General features: G+C 37.4%; 20 protein-coding genes. 11 read left to right on the forward strand and 9 right to left on the reverse strand.

The window, feature by feature from the left end; all coding sequences use genetic code 11:
* Positions 1-32 precede the first annotated feature (32 nt).
* Positions 33-530, reverse strand: coding sequence for a thiol peroxidase (tpx, locus tag DRF60_RS02995; RefSeq protein ID WP_116010648.1), 498 nt, complete (start codon positions 528-530; stop codon positions 33-35).
* Positions 531-689: 159 nt separating this feature from the next.
* Between tpx (DRF60_RS02995) and DRF60_RS03000 the strand changes: the two genes are divergently transcribed.
* From DRF60_RS03000 to DRF60_RS03030, 7 genes are all read left to right on the forward strand, one after another.
* Entirely contained in the window at positions 690-1,142 is a 453-nt protein-coding gene (locus DRF60_RS03000) for a T9SS type A sorting domain-containing protein (RefSeq protein ID WP_116010649.1), read from the forward strand.
* A gap of 10 nt (positions 1,143-1,152) precedes the next feature.
* A complete protein-coding gene (locus tag DRF60_RS03005) occupies positions 1,153-2,262 on the forward strand; it encodes a cadherin repeat domain-containing protein (protein ID WP_116010650.1) in 1,110 nt (369 codons plus the stop codon).
* Positions 2,263-2,367: 105 nt separating this feature from the next.
* Positions 2,368-4,587 carry an NADP-dependent isocitrate dehydrogenase gene (locus DRF60_RS03010; RefSeq protein ID WP_116010651.1) on the forward strand — a complete coding sequence of 740 codons (2,220 nt, stop codon included), beginning with the start codon at positions 2,368-2,370 and terminating at the stop codon, positions 4,585-4,587.
* 1 nt (position 4,588) lies between these two features.
* Entirely contained in the window at positions 4,589-5,881 is a 1,293-nt protein-coding gene (locus DRF60_RS03015; RefSeq protein ID WP_123902621.1) for a PQQ-binding-like beta-propeller repeat protein, read from the forward strand.
* Between the two features lie 161 nt (positions 5,882-6,042).
* Positions 6,043-6,501, forward strand: coding sequence for a hypothetical protein (locus tag DRF60_RS03020; RefSeq protein ID WP_116010653.1), 459 nt, complete (start codon positions 6,043-6,045; stop codon positions 6,499-6,501).
* Positions 6,502-6,576: 75 nt separating this feature from the next.
* Complete coding sequence (locus DRF60_RS03025; RefSeq protein WP_116010654.1) at positions 6,577-9,390, forward strand: T9SS type A sorting domain-containing protein; 2,814 nt, start codon at positions 6,577-6,579, stop codon at positions 9,388-9,390.
* 72 nt (positions 9,391-9,462) lie between these two features.
* Positions 9,463-11,664 carry a TonB-dependent receptor gene (locus DRF60_RS03030; protein WP_116010655.1) on the forward strand — a complete coding sequence of 734 codons (2,202 nt, stop codon included), beginning with the start codon at positions 9,463-9,465 and terminating at the stop codon, positions 11,662-11,664.
* 81 nt (positions 11,665-11,745) lie between these two features.
* On the opposite strand, the gene DRF60_RS03035 is transcribed toward DRF60_RS03030, so the two are convergent.
* The 4 genes from DRF60_RS03035 to DRF60_RS03050 form a co-directional block, all read right to left on the reverse strand.
* Positions 11,746-12,738, reverse strand: a complete 993-nt coding sequence (locus DRF60_RS03035; protein ID WP_116010656.1) for an MBL fold metallo-hydrolase — start codon at positions 12,736-12,738, stop codon at positions 11,746-11,748.
* 65 nt (positions 12,739-12,803) lie between these two features.
* Positions 12,804-13,805 carry an aldo/keto reductase gene (locus DRF60_RS03040; RefSeq protein ID WP_116010657.1) on the reverse strand — a complete coding sequence of 334 codons (1,002 nt, stop codon included), beginning with the start codon at positions 13,803-13,805 and terminating at the stop codon, positions 12,804-12,806.
* An 87-nt stretch (positions 13,806-13,892) separates the two neighbouring features.
* On the reverse strand, positions 13,893-14,798 hold the full coding sequence (locus DRF60_RS03045; protein WP_116010658.1) for a helix-turn-helix domain-containing protein: 906 nt from the start codon (positions 14,796-14,798) through the stop codon (positions 13,893-13,895).
* A 118-nt stretch (positions 14,799-14,916) separates the two neighbouring features.
* Positions 14,917-15,336, reverse strand: coding sequence for a hypothetical protein (locus DRF60_RS03050; protein ID WP_116010659.1), 420 nt, complete (start codon positions 15,334-15,336; stop codon positions 14,917-14,919).
* Between the two features lie 154 nt (positions 15,337-15,490).
* On the opposite strand from DRF60_RS03050, the gene DRF60_RS03055 reads away from it, so the two are divergent.
* Both DRF60_RS03055 and DRF60_RS03060 read left to right on the forward strand, forming a co-directional pair.
* A complete protein-coding gene (locus tag DRF60_RS03055) occupies positions 15,491-16,777 on the forward strand; it encodes a hemolysin family protein (protein WP_116010660.1) in 1,287 nt (428 codons plus the stop codon).
* Between the two features lie 275 nt (positions 16,778-17,052).
* Positions 17,053-17,340 (forward strand): GNAT family N-acetyltransferase, encoded by a 288-nt coding sequence (locus DRF60_RS03060; protein ID WP_111955085.1) that lies wholly within the window; start codon positions 17,053-17,055, stop codon positions 17,338-17,340.
* Here DRF60_RS03060 and DRF60_RS03065 read toward each other — a convergent pair whose 3' ends face one another.
* Complete coding sequence (locus DRF60_RS03065) at positions 17,341-18,435, reverse strand: MBL fold metallo-hydrolase (RefSeq protein WP_116010808.1); 1,095 nt, start codon at positions 18,433-18,435, stop codon at positions 17,341-17,343.
* 166 nt (positions 18,436-18,601) lie between these two features.
* Between DRF60_RS03065 and DRF60_RS03070 the strand changes: the two genes are divergently transcribed.
* Positions 18,602-20,134 (forward strand): S41 family peptidase, encoded by a 1,533-nt coding sequence (locus DRF60_RS03070; protein ID WP_116010661.1) that lies wholly within the window; start codon positions 18,602-18,604, stop codon positions 20,132-20,134.
* 42 nt (positions 20,135-20,176) lie between these two features.
* Here the strand turns inward: DRF60_RS03070 and DRF60_RS03075 are convergent, their stop codons facing one another.
* From DRF60_RS03075 to DRF60_RS03085, 3 genes are all read right to left on the reverse strand, one after another.
* Entirely contained in the window at positions 20,177-20,767 is a 591-nt protein-coding gene (locus tag DRF60_RS03075) for a hypothetical protein (protein ID WP_116010662.1), read from the reverse strand.
* Between the two features lie 17 nt (positions 20,768-20,784).
* Entirely contained in the window at positions 20,785-21,285 is a 501-nt protein-coding gene (locus DRF60_RS03080; RefSeq protein ID WP_116010663.1) for an RNA polymerase sigma factor, read from the reverse strand.
* A gap of 178 nt (positions 21,286-21,463) precedes the next feature.
* A complete protein-coding gene (locus DRF60_RS03085) occupies positions 21,464-23,092 on the reverse strand; it encodes an NADP-dependent glyceraldehyde-3-phosphate dehydrogenase (RefSeq protein ID WP_116010664.1) in 1,629 nt (542 codons plus the stop codon).
* A gap of 174 nt (positions 23,093-23,266) precedes the next feature.
* On the opposite strand from DRF60_RS03085, the gene tpx (DRF60_RS03090) reads away from it, so the two are divergent.
* The gene (gene tpx, locus DRF60_RS03090) at positions 23,267-23,839 is read left to right on the forward strand and encodes a thiol peroxidase (RefSeq protein ID WP_116010665.1); all 573 of its coding nucleotides are present in this window, start codon (positions 23,267-23,269) and stop codon (positions 23,837-23,839) included.
* Positions 23,840-23,894: the final 55 nt, after the last annotated feature.

Genomic DNA, 23,894 nt, shown 5'->3' on the forward strand with positions numbered 1-23,894 from the left:
TCCACAAGGCTTTATACAATCTTACTATTATATTACTTCAATGCGTCAATTGCTGCGCTGTAATTAGGCTCAGTAGTAATTTCCGGAACCTGCTCTGTATAGACTACTTTGTTATTTTCGTCTGTAACAATTACGGCACGGCTCAGCAGTCCTTTCATAGGTGAATTCGTAATAGTCACTTCATAATCATCTCCAAAGCTGCTTCTGAAATCTGAAAGTGTTTCTACATTGTTTAAGCCCTCTGCTGCACAGAATCTCCCCAATGCAAAAGGAAGATCTTTAGAAACATTGATCACTACCGTATTATCAAGTTTTGAGGCTTCTTCATTGAATTTTCTTGCTGAAGCGGCACAAATCCCTGTATCAATACTCGGGAAGATATTGAATACTTTCTTTTTTCCATCAAAATCTGAAAGAAGTTTTACGTTCAGACCAGAGTCTACTAACGCAAAATCTCTTACGGTTGTTCCTATTGACGGAAGGGTTCCTATTGTATTTACTTCGTTTCCTTTAAGGGTAATCGTTGACATAATTTTATTTTTTTAGTTTTTCAAATTTACTTAAAATAGAAAGTCTTCTGAGTCAAATAAAGGTTAAATAATTCTTAAAGTGAAAATAAAATCCCTATCTCCTGAATTATTTTTTGAGACAAAATTTTAATTATATTCGCAATTCAAAAATAAAACTCGATGAGAAAAAAAATTACGTTACTTCTCTTTGGGGTGCCGGTTTTTGGTTTGGCTCAGTCTGTGATCGGAAATATGAATTCCGGGGCCGTTTCTGACACCAATTTCACGCATTCTGTAGGAGAAATCTATGTTATCCCCGCTGATCCTGATCAGGCCAATTCTGGTACTATGGGGATGTATTACCAATCTGTTTTAAAGGTTTTAGGCGTCAAAGAACTGGAAAAAGAAAATATCAAGATCTATCCCAATCCTACCGCTGATTTTGTTCATATCACTCTCAATTCAAACTCAAAAATCGAGGAGGCTGAAGTGTATGACACTGCCGGAAGACTCGTTTTAAAAGTAAGGCTGGATCAGGGAAAAATTGATCTTCGAAGCCTGGATTCGGGAATTTATATGATCTCATTCAAAAATCCGGACATCAAACCTGTTAAAATCATTAAAAAACCTTAAAAACATAAACATGAAAAAATTTTACACTACAATAGGATTATTTATCGCTACACTTCTCACTGCACAGGTTCCACAGGCTTTCAGTTATCAGACTATTGCTTTTAATGCTTCAGGGGCACCCATTGCTAACGGGAACGTTTCTTTAAAAGTAAGTATTTTGGAAAACACTGCTACAGGACCTGTTTTATATACTGAAACTCATAACAAAACAACCAACGCAAAAGGTTTAGTTAATTTAAATATCGGTCAGGGAACTGCTACAACAGGAACTTTCGGAGGAATCAACTGGGGAACAAATACAAAATTTGTAAAGGTTGAAATGGACCCTCAGGGTGGTTCCAATTATACCAATGTAGGAGTCAATCAATTGATGAGTGTTCCTTATGCACAGGTGAGTAAAACGGTTGTTACAGGTGCGGGACAAGGCATTACGCTTGTTTCCCCGAATGGAACCAATTATACATTGAATGTAAGTGATTCCGGAACATTGAATTTACCGGTAAGTTCCGGATCCAGCTCGCAACTACCTGCTAACTTGTATATGTACGGAAGTTATAATAATTTCACGGCAACTTCAGCAGATTTAATGCGAAATGACGGAAGTAAGATAGGATATAAATATTTACCGGCAAATTCACAAATCAAGTTCATTGCTGCGCAGAATGCAAGTGCACAAAACTATGGTTCTGACAGTCAAACTAATTTGGTTCCAAACGGAAGTGCTTACAACATTTCCTCCAACGGATTTTATAAGATAGAAATTACGAACTTTATAGGGAATCCTGTAAGAACATTTAACTTCAGTCCGGGCATCAGTTTAAACACTACTGGTTCCGGTTCTCCGGTAGTTTCTCCGTTAAGCTATAATCCAGCAACAAGCAAATTTTCTTTTAATGTCACCGGTGTAACTTCCTCAAATTTTACGGGATTCACTATCATTCTTTCTCCAGGAGGAGCTACAGGTACTGAAATTCTGGGAGATAATCTGAATGATGGAAATCTTGATATCAACGGTACGCCTATGTTGATTCCCAATCTCACCTCCACTCCTAAAAACTATAAAGTTGAATTCAATATCAATTTTGATGCTACCGGAACTTATACAATTACACAAATATAAACTTAAGAGGCCAATGCCTCTTTTTTTATGTAAAATAGCTCTATAAAACAATCATATTTAGTAAATTTGTGATTCTTAAAAATCAAATAATAAATACACAGTATAATGTCAGACAAATCAAAAATCTATTACACTCTTACGGATGAGGCTCCAATGTTGGCAACACACTCGTTTTTACCTATTGTAAAAGCTTTTACAAAATCAGCAAACATTGAAATTGCAGTTCCGGATATTTCTTTATCTGGAAGAATTTTGGCCAACTTCCCTGAGTTTTTGAAAGATGACCAGAAAATAGGTGATGCATTGGCTGAATTGGGTCAATTGGCAACTCAACCGGATGCAAACATTATCAAATTACCCAATATTTCAGCTTCAGCTCCTCAGCTTGATGAGGCTATTGCTGAATTACAGTCTAAAGGTTTCGCAGTTCCAAATTATCCTGCAGAGCCTAAGAATGACGAAGAAAAAGCCATTAAAGCTAAATATGCCAAAGTTTTAGGAAGCGCTGTAAACCCTGTATTAAGGGAAGGAAATTCTGACAGACGTGCTCCAAAAGCTGTTAAAAACTATGCAAAAGCAAACCCTCACAAAATGGGTGACTGGGCTTCTGACAGCAAAACAAACGTTGCTCACATGGACAACGGAGATTTCTACGGAACTGAAACTTCAACAACGTTAGAAAACGCTACGAAATACAAAATCGTATTCAAAGGAAATGATGGTGCTGAAACTTTATTAAAAGATTTCGCAGGTCTTCAGGCCGGAGAAGTAATTGATTCTTCTGTAATGAATTTAAACTCATTAAAAGCATTTGTTCAAAAAGCGATTGATGAGGCTAAAAACAAAAACGTACTTCTTTCTGCGCACCTTAAAGCTACGATGATGAAGATCTCTGATCCGATTATTTTCGGGGCTATCGTAGAAACTTATTTCAAAGATGTTTTCACTAAATATGCCGAAACGTTCAAGTCTTTAGATGTTAACCCAAATAACGGTCTTGCGGATCTTTTCGAAAAAATTAAAGGCAATGCTCAGGAAGCTGAAATCAAAGCTGATATTGAAGCGGCTTTAGCTAACGGACCAAGAGTGGCTATGGTAAATTCCGATAAAGGTATTACCAACTTCCACGTTCCTTCTGATATCATTGTGGATGCATCTATGGCTGCACTGGTAAGAGGAGGCGGTAAAATGTGGAACAAAGACGGAAACGAAGAAGATACCGTATGTATCATCCCGGACCGTTCTTATGCAGGTTTCTATCAGTCCGTTATTGATGATATGAAAGCTCACGGAAAACTGGATCCTACAACTATGGGATCTGTTCCGAACGTAGGTTTAATGGCTCAAAAAGCTGAAGAATATGGTTCTCACGACAAGACTTTCCAGGCATCAGCTGACGGAACTATTGAAGTTCAGGACGAAGCCGGAAACATTCTTCTTTCTCAAAAAGTGGAAAAAGGAGATATTTTCAGAATGTGTCAGACTAAAGATGCACCAATCCAGGACTGGGTAAAACTGGCAGTAAACAGATCAAGACTTTCTGATACACCTGCTATTTTCTGGCTAGATAAAGGCAGAGCACACGACAGAGAGATCATCAAAAAAGTAGAAAAATATCTTAAGGATCATGATACGGCAGGTCTTGACATCAGAATTCTTGATGTAAAAGATGCGATGACTGAAACGCTAAAAAGAGCAAGAGAAGGAAAAGATACGATCTCTGTTTCAGGAAATGTATTGAGAGATTATTTAACTGACCTTTTTCCTATTCTTGAACTGGGTACTTCTGCCAAAATGCTTTCTATTGTTCCATTAATGAACGGAGGAGGTTTATTTGAAACCGGTGCCGGAGGTTCTGCTCCAAAACACATTGAGCAGTTCCTGGAAGAAGGATATCTTAGATGGGATTCCCTAGGTGAATTCTTGGCACTTCAGGCTTCTTTAGAGCATCTGGCTCAGACACAAGGGAATACAAAATCTCAGGTTCTGGCTGATGCATTGGATGAAGCCAACGCTAAATTCTTAGCTACTGATAAATCTCCTGCAAGAAAAGTAGGTCAGATTGACAACAGAGGCTCTCACTTCTATTTAGCCATGTATTGGGCTGAGGCTTTGGCTAACCAAACCGCAGACGCTGAATTGGCAGCTCATTTCGCTCCGGTTGCAGCAGCATTACAGGAAAGCGAAGCTGTTATTAACGAAGAATTAATCAGTGCTCAGGGTAAACCTCAAAATATCGACGGCTACTACAAAACTGATACATACAAAACGTATGCAGCGATGAGACCAAGCACAGTATTAAATGAAATTATTGACGGAATTTAAAATGATAAAGACAAAAAACTTTTGGTTTTCGATACTATTATTAAATTTCATTTTTTCATGTTCAAGTGATTCTGATGATACAATAGTCACAACACCAGTTGTTCCGGAAGAAGAGAAAATTATTCTGAAGGAGATAACAGTTATTGATGAAAATACATTAAAATTAGAGTGGACTTTAACTGGTAAAAATACATATCAGAGTTTTCAGTTTTCAAGAAAAACCTCAGAAAATGGAACTTCTGAATCTTTAAATCAGGAAAATGGAAGCACATTTGTAAAAGTTGACAGCAATATTCCATATACCCCCTATCTGGATTATCAGGTAACAGGATATTCCAATAACGGACAAAGTATTAAAAGTAATATAGTTTCTTATAAAAGACCTAATATTAAACTTCTTAATATCAGGCCAACGGATGCCTTATTTGATTCCGATACTGGAAGCATGTTTATATTTGGTTCTAACGGTAATATCATGAAATATGATGCTGCATCAGGTTCTGTGACTAAAGAAATTAATACTGGCGCTACATTAGGCTACTCCTTTCTAGGTACTTATGGAGGGCAGAAAGAACTGTATGTTCCTAGAAATGATGGCTGGGTATATGTCTACAATCCTAATGATTTAACTCTGACCGATCAAATCAATTTTGGCAGCAGTGTGACAAGCGTTGTATTGGCAGATAATAAACTATACGGAACAACAGGAGATATTTCCAACGTTTCATTAAAATGTATAGACAGAGCTACTAAGCAAGTCATTTCAACAAATGGAAGTTACCAATTTGGAAGAATAAAAAAGATCCCTAATACTTCTTCGAGTTTCTTTTTTATTACCACTAATGTAAGTCCTGTTAATCTTATACGTTTTAATTATAATGCAAGTGGTGCATTTGTAAATAAATTTGAAGACAGCTATCATGGTGATCACCCTTTAAATCATAGAATATTTGAGGCCTTACCTACAGGAAACGGGTTTCTTACAGCTATGGAAGGAGCTATCTACAATACTAATCTGGTATTCATCGGTCAGTTACCCCGTGGAAATTCAGGATTATCAAGCTTCGATTTTGATACCAATAACATTATTGCCGGAACAGATAAAAAAAGTATTGAATTTTATAACCTAAATAGCTATGCCAAAGTGAATTCAATAAGTACCCAAAGATATCCATTTAAAGTATTTAACTATGGAAACAAAGTTATTTCTTTAAGTTCAACAAATGAGGTTGCAATAAATTGGAGTTATGCAGATCCGCCTGTAAATGCCATAGTTGAAATATTCAATAAATAATATAAATCCCCTCACTTTAGACTGCCCCAAAAAAGTTAGACACTTTTTTGGGGCTTTTTTTTTAGAAATTGATTTTAAATATCTGGAGACAGTTTAAATGCTGAACGTTCAGCTTCTTTTTTTGTATATTTCCTGCATTGAAATAATTATAAATCATCAATATGAAAACCATTAGTTATATTTTAATCATATTAATTTTTAGCAGCGGCTGTTCTGCCCAGCATTATAAACTGATTGAGGCAGTTCACACAACAAATCCCGGAGGCGTAAAAGGTTCCAGATCGGAAAATTTCAATATCAAGGTAAAGGATATTTCAAAATTGGAACCCCAATATCTATTGGCGGGAAATGTAAAAATACCTTTAAAAAAAGAAAACAGAAACGGAGTATTACATCTGCAGGGAATCTACTTTCCTGAATCCCCGGATCAAATAACGATAGATGTGAATGGTACAATAAAAAAGCCCGAACAGGATCATATATTTGATATTAACACGATGTACCTGGTATCTGAAAATAAAAAAAACAAAAAACAGATCAAACAGAAAATAGATTTTTCACACAAAAACAACGAAAACCGTGATAAAATACTACCAGATATAGAAGATCCCCAACAATAAATTTAATTTCATTGAAATAAATATTCTTTTTGATAATAAAAAAATCCTATTTTTATAGAGTTTAAAAAAAAAGAAATGAAGTTAAAATCAATTTTCGGAGTAGGCCTTGCCGTGGCTTCACTTTATCTGAATGCGCAGGAAGTGCAGAAAAACACAGCGGATAATGCCTCAAAGGTTAATAAAAAGTATCTGAAACACATTCAGGATATCACAAATTCTTATCAAAAAAGGGTTCAGGACGCCAGGGATCATAAGCAAAAACCACCTGATGAATATTATTTACAGGACTTCATTGCTACTATGGACCCTGAAACCGGAACCATACACAACAAAAATTATGTGGATCTTGAACAAAAAGTAGCAAGCGGCAAATTTCAGCCTGAAAAAAATTTAAAACTATTCAACGGTCCTACTGAAGGACAGGCCAGTAAAAGCATTAGCAATTTATGGATAGAAAGAGGTCCTTATGAAACAGGAGGAAGAGTAAGAGGCATCATGTTTGATCCTAATGATACTACAGGCAAAAAGGTATGGGCAGGCGGTGTTTCAGGTGGATTATGGTATAATAATGATATCTCCGACCCCAATTCTGAATGGACACTGGTAGATGCATTCTGGTCCAATACCACTGTATCCTGTATTACTTCAGATCCAAATAATCCTCAAATTTTTTACGTAGGGACCGGGGAAGTAGAAACCGGCGATTTCAGCGGTTTAGGAATCTGGAAAACAACTAATGGTGGTGCTACATGGCAGCAGGTATTTAATCTCGAAAGCGGATATGCCTCCAATGGAGTAAAGAAAGGGATGTATAACATACCCTCTATTAAAGTGGTAAATAATAACGGAGTCTCTGAAGTATATGCCGGAGTTGCTGGAACTTATTTTGGTGATGCGCTAACTTTTGCCGGATTATATGAAGCCGGATTATATAAATCTACTGACGGGACAAACTTCACCTTATTAAACAGCCTGCTCTCTACCGCTACCAGAGGATATGACATTCAGGATATAGAAGTAGGTGCAGATAACTCTATATGGGTAGCCACAAGACGGAGCTTTTTCAGCGGTTCTACCTCTGGCGGAAAGATTTTTAAATCTACAGATCACGGTACTACATTTACCAATGTATATGATGTCGGAAACAATAACGCAAGGGTCATGGTAGAAGTTTCCAATACCAATCCTTTAAAAGCCTATGCATTGATGCAGGGAGCAACAACTGCGGAACCGGTTAGAATTGCGAAAACAACAGACGGCGGTACAACATGGATTTCCACTGACACTGCGGGATCAGGGATTACTCTGCCTAATCCTATAGATACAGGCCAACCCGACAATGATTTTACAAGAGGCCAGGCATTTTATGATTTAGTTATTGAAACCGACCCTGCCAATGATGATCATGTTTACGTAGGAGGAATAGATTCTTATAAAAGTACAGATGGTGGTGCAACATGGACCCAGTATACAAAATGGTCCAATAATAACGTACTTAATACGGCTAATATTTCTATGGTACATGCAGACCAGCATGCATTGGTTTTTAACCCTAAGAATCCCAGCCAGTTTGTAATGGGCAATGACGGAGGTATTTTCTTTGCCTCAAATAAAAACAATCTTGCCAGTGCAACAGCGATAGGAATGAGAAATAAACGGTTTAATGTGACTCAATTCTATCACGGTACTTTAAATCCTTCTGCGACATCTGCAACTGAGGATATGATTCTGGGGGCTCAGGACAATGGTACGAAAAGGCTTTCAGGTGCTGCTTTAGCCAATAATTTCTATAATACCTCAGAAGTATATGGCGGTGACGGGGGCTATACAGCTTTTGATGATCAGAATAAATATCTTATCGCATCCTATACAAATAACTACCATTTTATTTTTAATGCACAGGGAGGATATTACCTTCTGGCTGCAGCTCAAAGAGAAGCCGGACAATTTATAAATCCTCTGGCAGTGGACAGAAATCTGGATATTGCCTATACCAATGCCAATGGAACAAACTCAACTTCTATTGTATTAAATAGAATAAGCGGACTGGCAAGTGTACCATTAAGCCTTGTAAGGACCCAGCTGACTATTGCCACAGTAGCGGCAGGTGAATTTGTTACCGATATCTTTGTTTCACCATATACTACGACAAGCTCTACCCTTTTCATTGGCTTATCTTCAGGAAAACTGTATAAAGTTACCAATGCCAATACAACACACAGTACTTCAACCATCAATTATAATTTCGGAGGATATATTTCTGATATTAAATTGGGAGCTTCTGAGAATGAGATCATGGTAACGGTTTCTAATTTTAACAAAACAAGTGTATTTTACACTACAGACGGAGGAACAACATGGGTTTCCAAAGAAGGAAATCTTCCTGATATTCCTGTAAAAGCTATTTTCATGAACCCTCAGGACAATAATGAGGTTATTCTGGGAACTTATTACGGAGTATGGGGGACCTCTGATTTCCAGGCTGCTTCACCTACATGGGCTCTATATTCTGATGGCTTAGGTAAGTTTAAAGTTAATCATTTTGATTACCGTCCATCTGATAAGACCATTTTAGCGGTAACTTACGGAAGAGGTGCTTTCACCACTAAGGTTAATGAAATATCTTTATCTACAAGCAACGCCCAGTACAATCTTCTGAAAAATCAGGTATATCCTAATCCTACCAGAGGTCCTCTTCATGTAAAGCTTGAAAACGGAAAAGCTGCAGATATAGAGATTTATGATGCTTCCGGAAAACTTGTCCTGACAAAAAAGAATGTAAGGTCTGATGAAGAATTTAATATTGAAAACCTAGGAAAAGGCGATTATATATTAAAGGTTCTCCAAAATGGAACCATGATCCACACTTCCGTGATCATAAGAAAATAAGAAATAAAATTTTAAAATAAAACCAGCAAGGTAAGGCAATCTTACCTTGTTGTTTTTTAATATTTATAATTGATGAGAAAAAGCTACATATTCTCACTGTCATTAGGAATAATTGGATTTGTTCATGCGCAGGAAAGTGAAAAAAATATTGATGAAATAGAAATTCATGCAAGGACAAAAGTAATAAAAGAACGGGAAGAGTTTAAAAAACATGCACAGTCTACAGAAATCATTTCCGAATATGAAATCAACCGGAATAATCCTGCATTTATAGAACAAAGCCTCACTACCATGGCAGGGGTTCAGGTAGAAAAAAGAACACAGCTGGGCGGCCAGAGAATTATACTGAGAGGCTACGGAAACGACCAGAAATTTAACAACTGGGGAATCAAGATGTACCTGAACAATATTCCTCTTACCGGTGCAGACGGAGTTACCATTCTGGATGATATCAATTTCGGTCTAATCAACCATATAGATGTGATAAAAGGCCCTGCTGCAACACTGTACGGCGGCGGTTCCGGCGGCACTGTAAGACTCTATATAAAACCTGAAAACCAAAAAGGAACCTCTGTTTCTGAACAATTCAATACCGGATCTTTTGGGCTTTTTCAGAGCTCTACTTCAGCTTCCAGCGTTGGAGAAAATCACTCTTTAACAGCTAATTTCACCCATATAGGGATTGATGGTTACCGCCCTCACGGAAAAAGCATTAAGAATTTCTACAATATTAACGGTGAATTTAAACTGAACCAGAAGCAGACCATCACCTTATTGGCTTCTCATGGGAATTCTCTGGAACAGGTATCAGGACAGATTTCCTATGATGACTACTACAACGGCATAGATAATGGGAATTTCGCCTACATCAGAAGAGGAGCAAAAACTAAATTTGTTACTTCCAGAGCAGGAGTAGGACATATCTGGAAAATCAGCAAAAATTTCAGTAACAATACTACTCTATTTTATACCGGTACTGCGGGTGACAGGATCGCAGCCGGGGCTTACGAAACTTCCTCTGCATCCAATTACGGTCTCAGGTCAGTATTTGTATTCAACAAAGACTGGGACCATTTCAAGAGCCAGACAGAATTTGGGATTGAAATCCAGCAGTCTAATTCTACCATTTCCAATTACCGTTTCAAAAGTGTAAAAATGACGGACCCTCCCATATTAAGACCTTTATATGATGGTTCTTATTTTAAATACACCAATGATCAATCCAATTATTTTGCTGTTGAAAAAATTACTTATAAACCCTGGGGTTTAATGTTCCTGGCAGGGATCAGCATCAATCAAATCAGCTACAACAGAAAAGATTTGTTTGCCCTTCCCGGTCTGTTCTTAGTAAATGGCACTGATTTTTACAATAAGGATCTGTCTTTTGATAAAAAATTTAAAGCGGTGACCATGCCTCATTTTGCCCTGCAAAAAACATGGAAAGATCAGATCTTTAACCTCAGCTATAGTGAAGGGTACAATGCGCCGACTTCTGCTACCTCCTTTACAGCCGGTCTTAATGTTACCAATGATGATCTTATTGCAGAAAAGGCGAAAATGTGGGATTTCAGCATTCAGGGACTGATCGGAAATACCTCTATAGATTATCAGTTCTCGTTATTTAATATTAACATTAAAGATAAACTGACCCAATTGCGGGGTACAATGGATAATCCGGAACGGACTCCATATTCTTACTGGGCCAATACAGGAGATCAGAGAAATAAAGGTTTGGAAATGAGCGCAGGATATTCCTATAAGCCTAAAAATTCTTTCATTGCTAAAATCCAGCCTTTTGTAAGCTACACCTACAATAATTTTAAATATTCAAAATTCAGCACCTATCTGAAAGAACACGCCCTTCCTGCCGCAGTAAACGTTTATGATGATAAAAATGTAGCTGGGGTTCCAAAAACAAAACTTTCTATAGGATTAGACTTTGACACCGAAATCGGGCTCTACTGGCAGAATACATACAATTTTATGGGAAGTGTCTACACTGATTTTGCCAATTCAAATAAGGTGAAAAGTTTTGGACTGCTCAACTCTAAAATCGGCTACAAGCATACTTTCAATAAATTTGATGTAGATATATTTGTAATAGGAAATAATTTAACCAGCCAGGTCAATTATACTTTTCTATTTTACGGAAACAGTATTAATGATACAGACATGGATAACCAGTATAACAACTCTGATGTTTATACTGATGTTAATCCTGGACCCAGCAAAGCTTACTTCTTTACAGGATTTAATGTGAAGTATAATTTTTAAAACTTTTAGCCATAATAAATCCCCTCAAAGTTGAAGGGATTTATTATTGAAGAATTATGTCGTAGAAAATTTAAGTGTAATTTAATTCATAAAGCTCTCCGGAATCCATTCATAAGCGACATCTTTCTTCTTTGTAAAGCCAAGTCCCGGCCATGGAAGATGATAAGCAAAAGCCTTCGTTTTAGTTTTTGCCAGCTGCCCAAGTAATTTTTTGCGGGATTCTGTAGCAATATCCAGGTCTGTATCTCCTGAAAATCCCCATTCGGGATGTGGGAAAAGAATAACATCAGAATGGATCAGATCTGCAATATACATAAGTTTCTCGATGCCCGAAGTAACAGTAATGATCGTAAGGCCCGGCGTATGTCCCGGAGCCAGCTGAAAACTGAAATGATCAAACAGAGGGTTCTCAAAATCATAAAACTTCAGCTTCGGACGGATCGTTTTCAGAATATTCTGAATGGGCGGAATGATCTGGTTAAGGAATTCCGGCTGGCTCTTCAGAAAACTGTTTTTAAAATCTTTGATTGAAGCCTGTAGCCAAAAGTCATGCTCAATTTTTGAAATATAAAGATCTGCATTGAGAAAAACAAGATTATTCTGCTTGTCTACCACTCCACCGATATGATCGGGATGAGCGTGAGAAATAAAAACATCTGTCACATCATTTGGAGAAAATCCTGCTTTATGCAGGCTTTTCAGAATAAAACCTGTTCTTTCATCTGCAAAGATTCCCATTCCGGCATCCAGTAAAACAAGCCTATTTTTGGTCTTAACAAGCATCAGGTTCATTGCCATATCAACATAATCATCCGGACGGAAATTGTCTCTGAGAATGGCTTTTAATTGAGAAATATCTGCTCTCGGAGCAAATGTATCGATGCTTTTTTCGTGAATATATCCGTCCGTGAGAATAAACAGCTCCAATTCTCCAAGCTTGATCTTTTTAAATGCTGAAAGGTCTTCTCCGGAATGAGATGAGAGTATTCTGGTACTGCCAAAAACATCAGAAAACGGAACAAGGCTGATTGCTCCGGCCATGAGCCCGTTTTTCAAAAGTTCCCTTCTGTTCATAATCAATGTGTTTTAAATTTCCGTGTTCCAGAATATCAGACAGGAACACGGAAATATAGTTGATTTTAGTTATTGACTAATTTCATGGCACCTTCTGTGTATCTTTCTCCCACGTTGGGATATTTTTTCAGTAGCGCATCAATTGCTTCCATATCAGATGGTGACAGATCGATATTTACGGCTTCAATATTCTCTTCAAGGTATTTGATGCGTTTCGTCCCGGGAATCGGAACAATATCTTCTCCCTGGTTCATGACCCAGGCTAAGGCTAGCTGTGTTCCTTTTACGCCTTTAGACTGTGCAAATTCATTGATTTCTCTTGCCAGATTCCTGTTATTTTCCAAATATTCTGCCTGATAACGCGGCAATGTTTTTCTAAAATCTTCGTCACCAAAATTCTCTACTTCATTGATATTGGCAAAAAGACCTCTTGCCAGCGGAGAATAAGGTACCAAAGTGATCCCCAGCTCTCTGATCGTTGGAAGTATTTCCTTCTCTACATCTTTGGTTAAGATAGAATATTCTGACTGCAGTGCTGTAATAGGGTGAATTTTATTTGCTTTTCTGATGGATTCGGCGGAAGCTTCTGATAGCCCAAGGTATTTTACTTTTCCTTCTTTCACCAATTCTGCCATTGCGCCTACCGTTTCCTCTACCGGAATATTCGGGTCTACCCTGTGGGCGTAATAAAGATCAATTGTATCGATCTTAAGTCTCTGAAGACTCAGATCTACAGCCTGTCTGATCCATTCCGGTGAGCCGTCAAAATAAGTTCCGGGGGCTCCGCTGTGGCTGGGCTTTCCATCTTTAAACCTGAAGCCGAATTTGGTGGCAATAAAGATCTTGTCCCTGTTCGGAACCAGAACTTTTGAGATCAGCTTTTCATTTTCTCCGGCAGCATACATATCTGCGGTATCCCAGAAATTGACTCCTAGGTCCAATGCTCTGTGCAAAGTATTGATGCTTTCCTGTTCATCGGCCGGACCGTATGCAAAGCTCATTCCCATACATCCTAACCCTATTGCAGATAACTGCTCTCCTGTGTTTCCTAATTGTCTGAATTTCATAATTGCTGTGATTTTTAATTGATAGAACAAAATTAGTACAAGAATGGAATGGGTGGAATATAGAATTCAAACCAAGAATTATAAAATTCAAACAATTTCTGTCCTGACTGCATTAGGAGCCAAACCGGTTTGCTTCTTAAAGAAATTGGTAAAATAAGCAGGTTCTTCAAACCCCAATCCATAAGCAATTTCGGAAATATTCCAGTCCGTATGCCTCAGCAAAGCATTGGCTTCCTGAATGATCCTTGAAGCAATCTGCTGGCTTGTCGTTTTTCCGGTTATTTCTTTTACCGCACGGTTTAAAGAATTCACGTGGATAGAAAGACTCTGTGCATAGTCATTAGGTGTTTTTAATTTCAGAAATACTTCGGGACTGTCGATGGGAAACTGCCTTTCCAGGAGTTCCATAAACAGTGAGGCTACTCTCTGTGAAGCATTCTGATAAGGTTCAAAACTCTCTGCAGGCTGCATTTTCATCGTTTCATGGATCAGAAGATGAAGGCATGCCCGAAGCATATCGTATTTATGCATATATTCCGTTTTGATCTCGGCCATCATCTTGATAAAAAGGTCCGAAATGGTTTTTTGCTGCTCTTCATTCACAAAGAAAACAGGAGTTCCGCCAATTTTAAAAAGCTGTGAATCCTGAAGATTTCCCAGGCGTATTCCATTCTGCAGAAACTGGTCTGTAAAGAGGCAGAACCAGCCTTTCTGATCTTCATCATCTGTTTCCCATGAATAAGGAACCACAGGATTGGAAAATAACAGTGCAGGACGATCTACAGAGATCCATTTGTCTGCATAATGAAGCTTTCCTTTCCCTATAATAAGTGAAATTTTATAATAGTCTCTTCTGCTGTAAGGTGATATCAGTGCACAGCTTTCGCGTGAAAAAACATTAAAATGTCCCATACCGGGAGCTGTGACAGTATCTACTCTTTCCATAGATACATTCCGCAGATAAAATCCGCTTATTGTTTCTTTAGATTCCATGCTGCTAAGTTATAAAATTCAAACAAACAAAACGTCCTGATGATCATTACGGATACAATAAAAAAGTGACCGGCAATAACCGGTCACTTAGAAAATTGCATATAGCTGTTAAGCTCGTTTAGCGATTTTGTTTGTTTTTCTTATTTACTTTATACACTTTGGATTTTTGGGCTTTAGCCTTCTTGTAGTTATTTTTATTACGGTTATAAACCGCTACAGGGTTCTGACCTTTATAATATTTGGTTTTAAACTTCGTATACTTTTCTCTTCCAAGTATTCTTTCTATTTCGTAATATCTGTCTTCTCTCCATCGGTCAGGATTGCTTACATATACCCTGTTCCAGGAATCATAATCCCGATATCTGTTATTCAGAGCATTCAGCTGGTTGGTCTGTACTGTAGAAAGCACAAGGTCCGCAGCTACTCTTTGCCAGTTAATGTCTGTTATACTTCTTCTGTAATCGTTGTAATAATCTGATTGTGCATAAGTAAGGCCAAATGTGCCTGCAAGCATTAATGCGATTAATGTTTTTTTCATCTTTATCTTATTTCAAAGTTAAACTGTTTTAGTATAAGTCAATTAAAATGCCAAGTTGATAAAACACCTTCCCAATCTTTGTTAAAAAAACAAATAACTTCTCACAGTCTTTGGAATATTCTCTATATTTATTCTGTATTATTTAGATTCCCGAATGGAGATTATTATTATCATAGTACTCATTTTGCTGAACGGAATATTTTCAATGTCGGAAATGGCTTTGGTATCTTCCAAAATCTTCAGGCTTAACAGCGAGAAGAAAAAAGGCAATTCTGGTGCAAAAGTGGCTATTAAACTCGCTGAGAATCCCAGCAGGTTTCTATCTACGGTTCAGATAGGCATTACTTTGATAGGAATTCTTCTCGGTATTTTCTCAGGTGACAGGCTGACATCTGATCTTACGCAATACATTTCAAAATTTGAGATTTTTGCTGAATATGCCCGGGGAATTGCAGCTTTTATTATTGTGGCCGTCATCACTTTTCTGTCTATTGTTTTTGGAGAACTGATTCCTAAAAAGCTTGGACTGAAGTTCCCGGAGAAAACAGCAGTGATAATTGCAAAACCCATGTATTGGCTGGCTATTCTTGCTTCCCCGTTTGTATGGCTGCTGACCATTACCAATGAAGGTATTCTGAAACTCTTCGGAATCAGGGATGATGAAAAAGAAATGATCACGGAAGAGGAGATTAAATCTATTATAAGAGAAGGAAAAGAAGGAGGAGTTATTGAGGAAAAGGAACATGATGTTTTAAGAAACGTTTTCGAGCTCGGAGACCGCAGAGTAAGCTCCCTGGCTACGCATCGTTCTAAAATTATTGCTTTAGACGCAGATGACAGCTATGAAACTGTAAAAGAGAAAATAAAAAATAACTCATTTTCTACATATCCAGTCACAGACAGGAATAATTTGGATCATATCATCGGAATCGTAAAAATGAGGGACCTTTTTGATCTCGACCATCAAAATTTTAATCTCAGGGCGCATCTCAGGAAAGCTGTTTTTGTGAGTGAAAACTCTTTCATTTATCCTATGATGGAAAGCTTTCGGGCAAACAGATCACACCTCGCTATAGCTATTGATGAATACGGTACCACTAAAGGTGTTATTACCCTCAATGACATTCTGGATGATCTCATAGGGAATATTCCTGACGGCAGCGGTGAGGAAAAAGATATTATCAGACGGAATGAAAACTCCTGGCTAGTCGATGGGAAATGCTCTCTTTATCATTTTAAAAAATATTTTCAGATCGATCTTAACGAGGCGATTGAAAAAAAATTCATTAGTGTTTCAGGACTTTTTATTTATGGCAAAGATATCATTCCCAAAACCGGAGATCAAATAAAAATTGAAAACCTGACCTTGGAAATTGTAGACAAAGATGGGAACAGAATTGATAAGATTATGGTGACCAGAAACAGTGATGAAAAATTATAAGTTCTGGTTTCATAAATGATAAGAAATGTACTGATAGATAAACCAGCTCTACAAACAAGTCAATATTCAAACACTTATATTTTTAAAATCCTAACACAATCTCATTCCCCAAATTTCGTTAAGTTTCCCGAAAACTCATGTTTTGTATTATTTTAATTTGTAATTTTAAGAATGATAAGTATAATCCGGAAGGATTTTGATGTCGCCAGATTATTAAATGTTTTATGGATTGAATAAATCAAGTCATTAATTTAACTCACCAAATCTTAATTATTATGGAAAATATAAAGTTTGAGATATCACCATATCAGGATGAACTGCAGCTGTTAATTGATGGAGAAAAAGCAGGATATATGTCTATAAAAATTGACGGAAGGTTGTTGATTGTGTATTACACTAAAATTATTGAGGAACGTGAAGGCCATGGATATGCCAAAATGCTTCTTGACGAACTGGTCCGCTATTCCGAGGAAAAGGACCTTCTGGTAGATCCAGAATGTGATTTCGTACGCCAGCAATTTGAAAATCACCCTGCCAGATATAAGGATATCTGGCATGCCTGATCATTCTTTCCACCACTCTCCGAACTTATGCTCAGAACGGTTCATATCCACTACTTCTCCGATCATCGGGGTAAGTATGTTGAGTGCTTTTTCTTTTCCTAAATCGGTTATTTTCTGAAGTGGTTCATCCCACGGATGAAGAGCCAGCGCAAATTTTGAAGAGTGAACGGGAATAATATTTTCGGCTTTAAGATCAATAGCCGCCTGAATGACGTCTTCCGGTAGTGTATGAATGTACCGCCAGGCTTCTCCATACTGCCCGTTTTCAAGAATGGCGTAATCAAAAGGCCCAAACTGTTCACCAATTTCTTGAAAATGAGAATCGTAACCACTGTCACCACCCAGGAATATTTTTTTTGTGGGAGTTTCCAAAACATAAGAAGTCCACAGCGTATTATTCTGCTTTATTTTTCTTCCTGAAAAATGTCTTGCTGGTGCATAAGTGATTTTCAGACTATTTTTTAAAAGAACTGCTGTTCCCCACTCTTCTTCAATCAGATTTTCTTCATGATAGCCCCATCTTTCCAAATGGGCTCCAACCCCCAAAGGGATAATAGCCGTTTGTGTTCTGTCTCTGATTGATTTTACTGTTGGATAATCCAGGTGATCAAAATGGTCGTGCGTAATCACCAGGTAATCCAGATCGGGAATATCTTCCGGTTTGAATATATCTGAGCCTTTAAAAGCTTTATTGAAATATTTAAACGGAGAGCCATATAAACTCAGAACAGGATCTATGAGAAAAGAAACGCCATCCGTCTGCAGATAATAGGATGAATGTCCCAACCAGATAAAAATATCCTGATCTTTCCGGATACTTTTCAAATCCGTATGGATGGACGGAATGTCTTTCAAAGGTTTCAGCAATGGATGCTTTTTACCTAAAATAAAATAGTAAGTAACTTTTATTGTACTGTAACCTTCTGCAATAGGCGGAGTATAGTTGATGTTCTGGAATTTTCTGTTTTTGTAAAGTTGAGAGTTTCTTATACGTTCCAATCTTCTGCCTTCAGGTTCTCTTCCGAAAGCAGGCATATTCATTATCCTCAGGTAAGTTGCCACGAAAAAACCAGCCAGTAAAATCAAATATATCATCTTCATTAAAATTGACGGCAAAGGTATTGACTTTTAGTCTGACATGGAAAGTCCAATATTTTTTTAACTTAATTTATAAAGCTTTCTGAATAATTTATTATTCATTTAAATTAAAATAATCGTAAACTTTTTAACTTAGCCGATTGAAGAAAAAATTCAAAATACGTTGAAAAATTATTCGATAATACTGCTGGCAGCAGCACTCTCGTCATGTACATCTATCAGAAGACACAATGCACAGAGAGCAGCATGCATAGCCCCTGAAGAGCTTAAGAAGGATATAGATTATGCATACTTAAAGCTCCAAAAGATGCATCCCCAGCTTTACTGGTATATTTCCAAAAAAGATCTTGACTATAAATTTGACAGTCTTAAACAAACGATCCGCCAACCTCTAACTCCGCTTCAGTTTTATTTTAAGTTACAGCCTGTTGTTGCCGATATCCGAGAAGGACATTTGGCACTGAGGATTCCAAGAGAAAAATTTACTAAAAGCCGGATTAAAGCTCTTGAACACAAAAAGGGAATGTTCAGCCGTTTTGAATATCACATACAAGATGACCATTTGTTTATTATTGAAAATAAAGATTCGATAGAAAACATAAAACCGGGAACTGAAATAGTGGCGATTAATAACATTCCCGTATCTGAATATGTAAAGAAATACCGTAAGCTGATCAGCAGTGACGGTTATAATACCACTTTTCAATCTTATTTTTTAAAGGATGTTTTTTTTAATTTTTATACTGCAGAAAACGGATTTACGGATACTGTATTTATAGAAACGTTATACAATGGTACAAAACAGAGTCACACCCTGCGCCGGGAATCTAAATCTAAAAAAGACCTTGAAAAAGATAAGGAACAGGAAAAGCGGACCCGGGAAAAAAAATTGAATGATTATGTAGCATTCAGCAATTCTTATAACCGGAATTTTAAATTTCTGGATAAAGACAGTACAACAGCTTATATAAAGATAAAGAGTTTTTCAAGCGATTATTCGGATAAGTTTTACAGAGAATCGTTTGCAAAAATAAAAAATGCGGACTCTAAATATTTAATCATAGATGTCCGCAATAATTATGGTGGATCTCTGCACGAAATCAACAACCTGTATTCATATCTCGCATCTGGTCCATATGTCCTGATAAAGCCGTCACAGCTTGCCTCAAGGATCACTCCGTTAAGAACCAACTATTTCAGGAAAAGTACTCCTTTTCAATATGCTTTTAAGAGCCTCGCCTATCCTACTTATGTCTTTGCACAGACCTTCAGCACTTATAAAAAGGATGGAAAGGTGTATTACAAAATGAAGGCAGCAAAACCTACAAAGCCTAATAAAAATGCCTTCCAGGGAAAAGTATTTGTCCTGATCAATGGCGGAAGTTTTTCCGCATCTTCTATTATTACGGCAAAACTGAAATATGATAAGCGGGCAATTTTGGTTGGCGAAGAAACAGGCGGTGCCAATGACGGAACGGTAGCCGGATTTTATTCTTACCAGAAGCTTCCGAATTCTAAAATCAACCTTCCTATCGGACTGCTACTGGTACAGCCAAACATCGATTTTCTGAATACAAAAAGAGGAGTTTCTCCGGATATTACCATCACAGAAAATATGCAGGACATCATCGATAAAAAAGACCCACAACTGGACTGGGTGAAAAATAAGATTGCAGAAGAGATTGAGAATAAATAATTTATAAGGTTTCGGCGGGCTTTCAGCCCGCCGAAACTCTTTTCATTTCTTTAATTCTTTTAAAAGATCTTCTATATGTACAATGTACCTTCCGTAATAACGGTAAAACCAGAATTTTCCACTTATAAAGAGTACGAAAAGCCCCACCGTTACAGAGCTTAGCAGGATCACAGCGATTTTCATCTCACTCATTGGCTCAGGCCAAGGTATAAATTCTATAACGATAATCATTTCGCAGACTATAAAAGGAACAAAGCTCAAATAATAGGACAGATAATACTGCTTATTAAGATTAAACTGCATAACGAGGTCTTTTAAAGAATCATAAGTTTTGAGCATAGGATTGCTGATTTCCTTGTAAAGCCTGAAAAATTTACTGAAAAAGAAAATGGTGACAAGAAGCATTGAGGCTATAAGAACCGTAATGTAAAACTGGAGTTTAAATGGTCTGCAGAAGGCGCATACTATAAATGAAAAAATAAAGATTCCAATCATGAACCAAAATTCCATACGCATGTTTTTACGCACTTTTTCCAGTGGCAGATTGATCTTATTTCTCTGTTCAATACTTATTTCGGGGGCTTCTTCCGAAATATCTCCGTTCCATACATTTTTTAATTCATCTATATTCATTGGTATTGATTTAAAAATTATGATTTATTTGAGTTTAAAACATCCTTCAGTTTATTTTTAGCGCGGTTCATTCTTACCCTTGCATTGCCTTCAGAAATTCCCATCTGCTCTGCAATTTCTTTTCCTGAAAAATCTTCCAGATAATAAAAAATGAATGCCTTATCGATGGAGTTCAGTTTTCGGATTGCTTCATACATCTGCATTAATCTCTCTTCCTTTTCATCATCATAATCATCCTGAATGATTTTATATCCGGAGAAGTCTTCATTAGAAATAAAACTTCTTTTTTTCTCTGTTTTCAGAAAAATAATCGCTGTATTGAGTGCAATTCTGTATATCCAGGTAGAAAATTCGCTTTGACCCCTGAAATGCGGATATGCTTTCCATATCTGGTAGGTTATTTCCTGGAAAAGATCATCGCGGTCATCTTTTTCAGACATATACATTTTGGAAATCTTAAAAATGATTCCTTTATGTTTTTCAATTTTATTTAAAAATTCCTGCTCTAATGAGTTCATGATTCCGGGCTCTGTAGAGTTAGTTTGAAATGTAAAAAAATGTTACAGATTTTTAATACAATTATATTTCTGACTAAAAGTTTTACTAAATCAGCTTTACTACTAATATAAAATCCTCAAAAAATAAAGAAATTTCTTGAGGATTATTATTTTATGTTAAATTGAATTAAAAAACTGCCTAGAAAATATAGTCTGTACTTAAAAAATTAGATTCATGTTCTCTTACAATGGTATTTAATAATTTTTTGTTGGAATCTGTCAGTTTTGCAGCTACCAGAGACCTGATTGAAAATGACCGGAGGGCATCAAAAACAGAAAGTGTTCCCTCTGCGCTGTCTTTTCTTCCTGTGAACGGGAAAACATCGGGACCGCGCTGAGCCTGACAATTGATGTTGACACGGCTAACCAGATTTACAAAAGGATCAATCAGCCTGGAAACTTCCTGCGGATCTTCACTGAAAATACTCACCTGCATTCCATGGGACGCATTTACCTGATAATCTATAGGCTCTTCTATATCTTCAAACGGAACCACAGGAATCACCGGTCCGAACTGTTCTTCATGATACAGCTTCATATCACTGTTCACTGGGTAAACTACCGCAGGAAAAACAAAAGATTCCTCAGTAAAGCCTCCGTTTTCATTTAAAACTTTCGCGCCTTTTGCTAATGCATCTTCTATACACTCTTTAAGATAAAGTGGCTTATTCACTTCCGGCAGCGGGGTCACTTTTACATCTTTTTCCCACGGAAGCCCCGGCTTCAGTGTGGAAACGGCAGCACTTAGTTTCTGAGTAAACTCTTCAGCGACTTCTTTTTGAACAAATATAAGCTTCAATGCTGTGCATCGTTGTCCGTTGAACGACAGTGCTCCCAGGATACATTCGCTTACCGCAACATCCAGATCGGCATTTTTAGTAACGATGGCCGCATTTTTAGCATCAAGACTAAGGATGGCACGTAGGCGGTTCACTTTGGGATGCAGCTTCTTCAGTCCGTTGGCCACTTTGCTGGACCCGATAAAGGCCAGGACATTCACTTTTCCGCTTTCCATGATCGGGGTGATGATCTCTGAACCTTTGCCGTAAAGGGTATTGACCGTTCCTTTCGGGAAGGCTTCTTTAAATGCATTTAATAAAGGATAATGAGCCAAGACCCCATGTTTGGGAAGCTTAAAGAGAATGGTATTTCCCATGATAAGAGCAGGGATCAGCGTGGTGAAGATTTCATTTAAAGGATAATTGAAAGGTCCCATACTTAAAACTACCCCTAGCGGAGCTCTTCTTATCTGTGCTATGGTTCCTTCTGCTTCCTGAAAACGGGAAGATTCCCTGTCCAGATCTTTCAGCGCATCAATGGTTTGGTTGATATAATCTACAGTACGGTCAAATTCTTTGGTTGAATCTGCTAAAGTTTTCCCGATCTCCCACATCAGCAATTTAATCACCAGATCCCGTTGTTCTATCATCAGGTAGACAAATTTCTGCATACATTTAATTCTTCCTTCAACGGACATATTCGGCCATTCTCCCAGACCATTATCGTAGGCTTTAACGGAAGCTTCAAGAACATCCATTGCCTCTTTAGGCCCAATATTAGGAATACTCCCCAGAAGTTTTCTCTCGAGTCCATTTTCCGTAGGAATACAGACTGGTGAATAGATATTCTGAACTTCACCCTTCCACTCTACCAGTTCTCCGTTCAGAAGGTAAACCTTCTGATGAATTTCGGGAATTTTATATTCTTCGGGAATTTCATTTTCACTTTTAAAGATATCCTGCAATGACAGCTTGTTTACTGAATCCATAAATTTATTGTTTGATAATTTGAATGTAAAAATTGCCTTTTACAGAATAAAGGTAGAGGTTACGGTTAGTAAAAAAAATAGCCGGCTGATAGATTTGCTCTATTTGACAGGTATTTGAATTAAAATTAATAAACCGCTTCTAAAAAAAGAATAATTTTGTTTAAAATAAAATACATGTTTTCAAAATTAGCTTTCAGCACCTTATTATTCTTTTCGGCATTTATTTTTGCCCAGAATACGAAAACAGCCCATACTGTTTTAATGGGAGGAAAACCCGTACACACGTATGCTAAGCTGCCCGCAGTGAATAAAGCAGCACCCAGGTTTACGCTTACGGATATAACGATGAAAGATCAGACTCTGGATTCGTATAAAGGAAAATATGTTATCCTTAATATCTTCCCAAGTGTAGATACAGGGGTTTGCTCGGCTTCTGTACATCATTTCAATGAAGATGCAGGGAATATTCCGAATACGGTGGTTCTTTGTATTTCCAAAGATCTTCCTTTTGCCCAGAAAAGGTTTTGTGGCGCAGAAGGGATCAAGAATGTGGTGATGCTTTCGGATTTCCGTTCTGATTTTGGAAAAACGTATGGCGTGGAGATTACAGATTCTGTGATGAAAGGACTTCTGAGCAGAGCTGTGGTGGTGATTGATCCGTCGGGAAAAATTATTTATGAAGAACAGGTTGCTGATATTTCGCATGAACCCAATTATGAGGCAGCCATTGCAGCTGTGAAAAAATAAGGTTATGCTTTTGTTAAAAAAGGTTTCGGGCGATCGAAGATCGCCCGAAACCTTT

Origin of the sequence: Chryseobacterium elymi (assembly GCF_003385495.1) — a bacterium.
Taxonomy (GTDB): domain Bacteria; phylum Bacteroidota; class Bacteroidia; order Flavobacteriales; family Weeksellaceae; genus Chryseobacterium; species Chryseobacterium elymi.